At 43.9% G+C, this 2,593-nt stretch carries 6 protein-coding genes; all 6 read left to right on the top strand.

The window, feature by feature from the left end; all coding sequences use genetic code 11:
- Window positions 1–522 (top strand): phage scaffolding protein (locus ACQRDX_RS09180; RefSeq protein ID WP_427896579.1); only part of this gene is annotated, 522 nt, incomplete at its 5' end.
- Window positions 523–553: 31 nt separating this feature from the next.
- A complete protein-coding gene (locus ACQRDX_RS09175; RefSeq protein WP_427896581.1) occupies window positions 554–1,378 on the top strand; it encodes a N4-gp56 family major capsid protein in 825 nt (274 codons plus the stop codon).
- A 13-nt stretch (window positions 1,379–1,391) separates the two neighbouring features.
- Window positions 1,392–1,634, top strand: a complete 243-nt coding sequence (locus ACQRDX_RS09170; protein WP_427896583.1) for a hypothetical protein — start codon at window positions 1,392–1,394, stop codon at window positions 1,632–1,634.
- A 6-nt stretch (window positions 1,635–1,640) separates the two neighbouring features.
- On the top strand, window positions 1,641–1,838 hold the full coding sequence (locus tag ACQRDX_RS09165; RefSeq protein ID WP_427886321.1) for a hypothetical protein: 198 nt from the start codon (window positions 1,641–1,643) through the stop codon (window positions 1,836–1,838).
- Between the two features lie 15 nt (window positions 1,839–1,853).
- Window positions 1,854–2,261, top strand: a complete 408-nt coding sequence (locus ACQRDX_RS09160) for a hypothetical protein (RefSeq protein ID WP_427886319.1) — start codon at window positions 1,854–1,856, stop codon at window positions 2,259–2,261.
- Window positions 2,248–2,589, top strand: a complete 342-nt coding sequence (locus tag ACQRDX_RS09155; protein WP_427896584.1) for a putative minor capsid protein — start codon at window positions 2,248–2,250, stop codon at window positions 2,587–2,589. Before ACQRDX_RS09160 ends, ACQRDX_RS09155 begins: the two co-directional genes overlap by 14 nt.
- The last annotated feature ends 4 nt before the right edge of the window (window positions 2,590–2,593 follow it).

The raw sequence follows: 2,593 nt of genomic DNA, 5'->3' as shown, positions 1-2,593 counted from the left end.
GTGCTAGATAATATCATGCAAGCGTACGGTGCAGGTATTGAAAATGCGAAAGCACAGGCTAAGTCTGAGGTACAGGCAGAAAACGACAGCTTAAAACAACAGCTTGAGCAACAGAACCAAGCTATCAAGGACTTGCAGGCTAAAGAGGGAGCTAGTGAGGAAAGCAAGCAACAGCTGGCAGACTTACAGGCTCAATTTGACCAGTACAAGACTGATAGTGAGACTAAACTTGCTCAGGTCACAAAAACAAACGCTGTAGCCCTTGCTTTGAAAGATGTGGGAGCTTACAACTCAGAGGACTTGATGAAGTTCATTGACCTAGACAAGATTGAGCTAGGGGAAGATGGAAAGCCTATCTTAGAGGACACAATCAACAACCTCAAAGAGTCCAGCCCTTATCTATTCCAGAGTGGAGATCCGCAGCCTAACCCTAAGATTTCTGTAGGAGGAAACCCAGCGGCAGGAGCTGACAACCTCAGTGCAGAAGACAAGGCCCTATTTGCAGGCTTTGATAGCGTATAAACCACACAAAAAAAGAAAGAGGTAATTTTACATGGTAGTAAACTACGCAGCTAAATTTGACAACAAGGTTGATGAGCGTTTTGCCAAAGAGGCTCTCTCTACTGGCATTATCAACCAGGATTTTGATTTTACAGGCGTTGACACAGTCAAGGTCTACTCAGTTCCAACATCAGGAATGAACGACTACAAGACATCTGGCCAAAACCGCTACGGTGAGGCTGAGGAACTTGGCAACACCGTTCAAACTATGGTCCTCAAGAAAGACCGTTCTTTCACATTCACTATTGACAAAAAATCTGAACAGGACACTAACGGGGTCATGGAGGCAGGAAAAGCTCTTGCACGTCAACTCTCAGAAGTTGTTATCCCTGAGGTCGATACCTACCGCTTTGCAACTATCGTAGCTGGTGCCCACACAGACCACATCACAACCGCAGGTGTGACTAAAGATAATGCCTATGAGGCTGTCCTTGATGGTCAGGTCAAACTAACCGATGCATTTATCCCAACAGCAGGCCGTGTGTTGCATGTGTCACCTAAGTTTTACAAACTCATCAAACTAGACCCAACATTTGTGAAAAACTCTGACCTTGGTCAAGAAGTCACTATCAAGGGTCAAGTTGGTATGATTGACGGTTTGCCTGTCGTATTGACACCAACATCACGCTTGCCACAAAATGTAGAGTTCATCATTGCTCACCCAGTGGCTACCACATCACCTGTTAAGTTGGAAGACTACAAGGTTCATGACAACCCACCAGGTATCAACGGTAAACTCGTTGAGGGTCGTATCCGTTATGACGCTTTTGTTCTTGACAACAAGAAAAAAGCTATCTACGTTCACAAATCAGCATAAGGAGGGCTAAGTAATGGCTAGAAAGAAAGCTGAGGAAACCACAGAGGAAGTGGTGGAGACACAAGGAGTAGCTGAGGAAACCACAGAGGAAGTGGTGGAAACACAAGAAGTAGCTGAGGAAACCACAGAGGAAGTGGTGGAAACAGTTTCTATCAAAAAGTCAGTTACTTTAACTAAAGATGGGGTATCATTTACCCTGTCTGACCCTATCATGATTTCAGCCTTTGAGAACCAAGGCTATGAAGTGGAGGAATAACGAAAAATGGCAAAATTCAAAGCAACATCAAACGTGGTCTTTGTCGTTGACGGCAAAGAAAAGCATTTTGATGAAAATGGTGTATATGACATGGAAGTAAAGACAGCTGAGGAGCTAAATGCTAAAGGGAAACTTACTCACCCTGAACTCAGTCCATTCTTTGAACGTGTCGAAGAAGAAAAAGCAACAAAGGCGGAGAAGTAACACCGCCTTTTTTAATTGGAGGTGGTTACTATCGCTTATTTAACTGAAAAAGAATTTGAGGATTTTGGTTTTGATGAAGTTGAGGGCTTTGACAAATTACTAAAGAGAGCTGAGGTGTCTGTCAATCTCTTTCTTAATGGTTTCTATGACTTTGTGGACTTTGAGAAAGAAATTGAGCACAGAAAGAAAGCTGTCAAAATGGCAACAGCTTTCCAAGTGGCTTATCTGGACGCCAGCGGTATCATGACTGCTGATGACAAGCAATCAGTAGCCAGCGTGTCGCTTGGTCGTACCTCTGTCAGCTACAGAGACACCTCTCAGACCTCTTTAGAAAGTGCTAGGTATAATTTATCACTTGACGCTCTGAACGCTCTGAAAGGGGCAGGATTTGGGTACAGGGGGGTGGGTTATGACAGACATTGACAAACGCTTGTTAGTTGATACAGTAACGATCCAAAAGACCACAGAGGAACTAGATGGCTGGGGTAAGGCTGTATTAGCTGACCCAGTCACTCTGAACCCTGTTAGGTTTGATAGACAGTATCAAGTCCAAGGGACGCAAAACAACCGCAAAGAGTCCAAACCTAGCCTTTTGTTTGTGTATCCTAAATATTGCCCAGTAGTCCTAGACAAAACCTTTGAAAATGCCATAGTCAAAGACGGAGAGACAGAGTACAGGGTTACTACTGTAGTTCCTGTCAGCTATCCTCATAATAAGAAAATCTTTTGTTATGAGCTGGAGTGTATCTGATGGG

Origin of the sequence: Streptococcus sp. SGI.013 (assembly GCF_050315295.1) — a bacterium.
Lineage (GTDB): Bacteria > Bacillota > Bacilli > Lactobacillales > Streptococcaceae > Streptococcus > Streptococcus porcorum.
Note: the sequence above shows the minus strand (reverse complement) of the source record. Positions and strands in the feature narration are given on the sequence as shown.

Bases quoted from the DNA above. Each gene is read 5' to 3' on its own strand.
- ACQRDX_RS09175 (WP_427896581.1), top strand. From the start codon at position 554: ATGGTAGTAAACTACGCAGCTAAATTTGACAACAAGGTTGATGAGCGT.
- ACQRDX_RS09170 (WP_427896583.1), top strand. From the start codon at position 1,392: ATGGCTAGAAAGAAAGCTGAGGAAACCACAGAGGAAGTGGTGGAGACA.
- ACQRDX_RS09165 (WP_427886321.1), top strand. From the start codon at position 1,641: ATGGCAAAATTCAAAGCAACATCAAACGTGGTCTTTGTCGTTGACGGC.
- ACQRDX_RS09155 (WP_427896584.1), top strand. From the start codon at position 2,248: ATGACAGACATTGACAAACGCTTGTTAGTTGATACAGTAACGATCCAA.